The organism is Cupriavidus sp. R6-3 (assembly GCF_059772245.1).
In genome coordinates, this window is record NZ_JCBAJO010000290.1 from 1 (window position 1) to 4,968 (window position 4,968).

The 4,968-nt window shown below is 68.7% G+C and carries 7 protein-coding genes; 3 read left to right on the forward strand and 4 right to left on the reverse strand.

The features are described from left to right. The 3 genes from flgA to AC6EI8_RS24100 form a co-directional block, all read left to right on the forward strand. Positions 1 to 400: flagellar basal body P-ring formation chaperone FlgA (flgA, locus tag AC6EI8_RS24090; RefSeq protein ID WP_498383077.1), on the forward strand; the 400-nt coding region annotated here is incomplete at its 5' end. A 100-nt stretch (positions 401 to 500) separates the two neighbouring features. After that, positions 501 to 809: a flagellar biosynthesis anti-sigma factor FlgM gene (gene flgM, locus AC6EI8_RS24095; RefSeq protein ID WP_149319459.1), complete on the forward strand. Its 309-nt coding sequence runs from the start codon at positions 501 to 503 to the stop codon at positions 807 to 809. Positions 810 to 914: 105 nt separating this feature from the next. After that, the gene (locus AC6EI8_RS24100) at positions 915 to 1,373 is read left to right on the forward strand and encodes a flagella synthesis protein FlgN (protein WP_498383078.1); all 459 of its coding nucleotides are present in this window, start codon (positions 915 to 917) and stop codon (positions 1,371 to 1,373) included. Positions 1,374 to 1,389: 16 nt separating this feature from the next. Here the strand turns inward: AC6EI8_RS24100 and AC6EI8_RS24105 are convergent, their stop codons facing one another. From AC6EI8_RS24105 to AC6EI8_RS24120, 4 genes are all read right to left on the reverse strand, one after another. Continuing rightward, on the reverse strand, positions 1,390 to 2,310 hold the full coding sequence (locus AC6EI8_RS24105; protein ID WP_226109388.1) for a lysylphosphatidylglycerol synthase domain-containing protein: 921 nt from the start codon (positions 2,308 to 2,310) through the stop codon (positions 1,390 to 1,392). Between the two features lie 60 nt (positions 2,311 to 2,370). Next, a complete protein-coding gene (clsB, locus tag AC6EI8_RS24110) occupies positions 2,371 to 3,582 on the reverse strand; it encodes a cardiolipin synthase ClsB (RefSeq protein WP_498383079.1) in 1,212 nt (403 codons plus the stop codon). Positions 3,583 to 3,723: 141 nt separating this feature from the next. After that, positions 3,724 to 4,128: a flagellar protein FlhE gene (locus tag AC6EI8_RS24115; protein WP_370639593.1), complete on the reverse strand. Its 405-nt coding sequence runs from the start codon at positions 4,126 to 4,128 to the stop codon at positions 3,724 to 3,726. A gap of 110 nt (positions 4,129 to 4,238) precedes the next feature. Further along, positions 4,239 to 4,955, reverse strand: coding sequence for an RNA polymerase sigma factor FliA (locus AC6EI8_RS24120; protein WP_053824398.1), 717 nt, complete (start codon positions 4,953 to 4,955; stop codon positions 4,239 to 4,241). Positions 4,956 to 4,968: the final 13 nt, after the last annotated feature.

Sequence of the window (4,968 nt, forward strand, 5' to 3'; positions counted from 1 at the left end):
CCAGGCGCGCGTCTCGGTGGTGGCCGATTACTATGTCGCCGCGCATGCGCTGGCGCCCGGCCAGCCGATCGGTCCGGCCGACCTGGAACAGCGCCAGGGCGATCTGGCCGGCCTGCCGCGCGCGGTCGTCACCGACCCGGCCCAGCTCGAAGGCGCGGTCACGGCCAACCGGATCGCCGCCGGCTCGCCGCTGCGGATGGACATGGTCAGGAAGGCGATCGCGGTCAAGCAGGGCCAGATGGTCTCGGTGACCATCGAAGGCGAGGCCTTCCAGATCCGCAGCGAGGGCAAGATCCTGGCCGACGCCGCCGCGGGCAACACCGTGCAGGTGCGGCTCAAGAGCGGCCAGGTGGTCAACGGGCTGGTCCGGGACGCGGACACGGTGGTGCTGCAGCAATAGCCCCCGAAGCCCCCGACTTCGTTACAGCGTGTCACAATTCGCGTCCTAAAGTTTGGCGACCCCGCGCCGTTAAGCTGAGCAAACCCAGCAAGGACATCCCGTGAAGATCCACCAATCGACTCTGCCGCGCACCGGCGAAGGTGCCGCTGAAAGCACTGGACGCACCGCGTCGAGCCCCGTTGCGGGCGCCGCACCGGCCGCGGGCGGCCTGACCATGAGCCCGCTGGGCACCCAGGTTCGCGATATCGGCACGCGCCTCGCCCATGAGGCCGACGGCGATATCGACCAGGCCAAGGTGGACGAGATCCGCCAGGCCATCGCCGAGGGCCGCCTGAAGATGGACCCCAGCAAGATCGCCGACGGTCTGCTGGCCACGCTGCGCGAACTGACGCAGGACAACGGCCGCTGAGCAGGCATCGATATCGCGTTGATCCTGCGTCGATCCTGCGTTCGATCCCGATATCCGCGCCGCCCGGCCCCCGATTCCCCACCGACTTCCTTCGACTTCGCGCCCATGAGCCAAGCCCTGATCGCCAGCATGCAGCACGAAACGCAAGCCATCGCGGCCTTTGTCGATGCCCTGCAGCAGGAACGGAACGCGATTCGCACCGGCGACTTCCAGTCGCTGGGCGAGCTGGTGCAGCACAAGCAGGAACTGGCACAGCAGATCGCCCAGCTGGGCACCGCGCGCCAGGCGCAGATGGCCGCGCTCGGCATTCGCGTGGGCGGCGGCCGGCAGCTGGTGGGACTGCATATCGACGAAGGCGTCGCCGCCGCGTGGCGCACGCTGGTGCTGACCGCGCGCGGCGCGGCCGAGGCCAATGCGCTGAGCGGGGCCGTGGTGTCCGCGCATCTGGAATACACGCAGGACGCGCTGCAGACGCTGCGCCAGCGCGGCGACACGGCGACGGTCTACGGCCGCAACGGCCGCGCGCAAGCCGGCCCGCGCGGCGTCAGCCTGGCCAGCGGCTAAAGCGTCCGCCCTTCCCTCACGCGGTCGGCTCGACCGTGCTGGCGCGCCGTCCGCGCGCCTCCAGCAGGAAATATCCCACCGTCGCCGGCAGCATCGGCAACAGGTAGTACATCGCCCGATAGGCCAGCAGCGCCGCCAGCAGTGCGTGGTGCGGGACGCGGTCGCCCAGCAGCACCACGAACACGGTCTCGAGCACGCCCAGGCCCGCCGGGATATGGGCCACCGCCCCGGCGATGCTGCCGATCAGCACCACGCCCAGCACCACCAGCAGCGGCACCGACGACGGCAGCAGGGTCTGGATGATGGCCGAGATGGTCAGCCAGTTGGTGATCGACAGCGCGCACTGCATCACCGCGAAGCGCAGCGGCGGCAGATGGAAGGCATGCCCGCGTACCGTCCAGCGGCGCCGCCTGGCCTTGGCGCAGGCGACCAGATACGCGGCGACCACGCCCAGCAGCGCAAATCCGGCGATCTGCAGCAACGTGGCATTGAGCCCCCATTCGACCGGCAGCACCACCGTGCGGGCGGCCAGCACCGCGCCGAGCAGCGCCAGATAGCCGATCCAGTTGCTGACCACGCCGATGGTATAGACCGAGGCGATCTGTGCGCCCGACAGTCCCGCCCCCGAATAGAGCCGGTAGCGAATGCCGAGGCCGCCGACCAGCGCGCCCAGGTTCAGGTTGAAGGCATAGCTGACGAAGGCAATCACCAGCACGCGCGGCGACGACAGCCGATGCCGCGCATACCAGCGGCCCAGCAGGTCGAACGCCGAATGCCAGAAATAGCTGAGCATCACCAGCAGCACCGCCGGCGTCAGCGTGCGGTAGTCGTATTCCTGCAGCGTGACCCAGACCTCGGCCCATTCGACCTCGGCCAGCTTCCTGACCACCAGCACCACCACCAGCGCCACGAAGGCGATGCCGAGTATGCGGCGCACCTGCGCCCAGCGGCTGCGCCGCCGTGCTCCCGTGGGATGACTCGCCTGTCTTGCCGTCATCTATTCGGCGCCCCGCTTCAGGATGGGAAATCGCCAGGGCCGGCGCGGGGGCTCGGCGGTGGCCACCACCAGCTTCGGCGTGTGCGCCGGCAGCCAGCCGGCCCACGCGGGGAAGCGGCGCAGGAAGTGGAACATCAGCGTGGTGGCCGCCAATTGCAGCGGCGCGCGCGGCGTCTCGCGATCGGGCGGGATCTCGCGGCAGGCATTGGCCATCAGCGTGTCGAGGTTGGCGCGCAGCTCGCGCGCGAAGCCGGCGTCGCGGATCACCAGATTGGCCTCGAGATTCAGCGACAGGCTCAGCGGATCCAGGTTGCTGGAGCCGACGGTGGACCAGTCGCGGTCGATCACGGCGACCTTGCCGTGCAGCGGCCGCTCGCAATACTCGAAGATGCGCACGCCGGCGACCTGCAGATGGGCGTACAGCATGTCGGCCATGCGCTTGACCCACAGCATGTCGGGATTGCCCTGCAGGATCAGTCGCACGTCGACGCCGCGCTGCGCCGCTTCGCAGATCGCATGCAGCAGGCGATAGCCGGGCAGGAAGTAGGCGTTGGCGATCACCACCTGATGCCGCGCGGCGCGGATCGCCTGCAGGTACTCCCATTCGATGTCGGTCGGATGCGCGTCGTTGTCGCGCGTGACAAGCCAGGCGGCCATGTTGCCGGCCGGCGGCGCGGGCGGTACGGAGGGTACGTCGACATCGCCCGGCGGCAGCGTCTGCACGAGGAAGCGATGCACCTCGGCGGCGGCCGGCCCTTCGACCTCGACCGCATAGTCCTGCTTGGCCTGCGGGCCGTGATCGGTCAGGTGCTGCGCGGAGAAGTTGATGCCGCCGATGAAGGCGATGCGCCCGTCGATCGCGACCAGCTTGCGATGCAGCCGGCGGAACAGATTGGTCCGCACGCCCAGCAGCCGCCGGCGCGGCGCGAATATATGGAAGCGCACGCCGGCCGCGACCATGCCGGAGACGAACTCCGGCGGCAGATCGGGCGAGCCGTAGCCGTCGACGGTGATCGCCACATGCACACCGCGGCTGGCCGCGGCGATCAAGGCCTCGCGCAGCGCCACGCCGACGCGGTCGTCGAACAGGATGAAGGTTTCCAGCAGGACGCTGGTCTGCGCGGCGGCGATCGCGGCAAACACACGCGGGAAATATTCGTCGCCGTTTTCCAGCAGGCGGATGCGATTACCGCTGGTTCGGTTGGGGCTCATTTCGATGTCTCGCTGCCATATTCTCGGTAGGCAACAAGCACATTCAATGCCACCCGTTCGGGGCCGGCAAGAACATCGCAAATCACATCGTCATGACGGCGACTTCCAGGTCACCTGGCCGCGTCGCGCGGCGCCCGCCATTCAGCGATAGCTGACCGTGACCTGGCTGGCCTGGCCTTGCAACACGGGGGTCAGCGGGCCCTGTCCCGGTATGCGGAACGCGAACACAAAGCCCTTGTCGGCGTCGTCGCCGCGGAAGGCATCGGTCTTGCCTTCGGCCCCGGGCAGCAGCACGCAGCGATTGGCATTACAGAGATAGGCTTGCAGATTTGGCGGTGGCACACGCGCAAAACGGTAACGCCAGCGCACCGCGGTGATCACGCCTTCGGACTGCGTCAGATAGCCGCTGGGCAGGATAGGCGCCGACAAGGCGCGCACGCCGCGGCCATGCAGCGCGGGCGCCACCACCGAGGCGGTCCAGGCATGGCGCGACTCGCCGCCGAAGTTGGTGTGGATCAGCGGCGAGGCGGCGACGGGGGCCGCCATCATCGCCGCCACCGTCGCCGCGGCCACCGTTGCAACCGCCACCATCGGCCGGGAGATCGGGCGCCGCAGCGCGCGGCACCACCGGACCGGGCGAGCTGGCATGCGATCCATCACAGCAGCCCGCGCAACTGGCTGCGCAGACGGTTGATCGCCTGGCTGCGGATCTGGCACACGCGCGACTCCGTGACCTCGAGCACCGCGCCGATCTCGCGCAGGTTCAGTTCCTGGTCGTAGCACAGCGACAGCACCAGCTTCTCGCGTTCGGGCAAGCGCTCGATCGCGCGGATCAACGCGCCGCGCATGCCGCTCTCCATCAGCAGCGTCAGCGGATTGCCGTCCTCGCTGACGGTCAGGTGGCGATCGAGGAAATCCTCCTCGCCGGAGCGCTCGAAATCCTCGTAGTGCAGCAGCTGGCAGCCATAGACCTCGTTGAGCATGCTCTGGTATTCGTCCAGCGGCATCTCCAGTTCTTCGGCGACCTCGGAGTCCAGCGGCGTGCGGCCGAGCTTCTGCTCCAGCGCGCGCACGGTCCGCTCGATCCGGCGCGTCGACTGGCGCAGGCTGCGGGACTGCCAGTCGTTGGCGCGCACCTCGTCGAGCATCGCGCCGCGGATACGCTGGCTGGCGTAGGTTTCGAAGCGCGCGCCGTGGGTGTCTTCGTAGCGGCGGGCGGCGTCGAGCAGGCCGATCATGCCGGCCTGGATCAGGTCGTCCAGTTGCACGCTGGCCGGCAGCTTCGCCGCCAGTTGCAGGGCAATGCGCCGTACCAGCGGCGCATGGGTCTGGACGGTGTCGGTCTGTTCGAGCTTTCCCTGGATCGTGTACATGGTGGAATTCTCG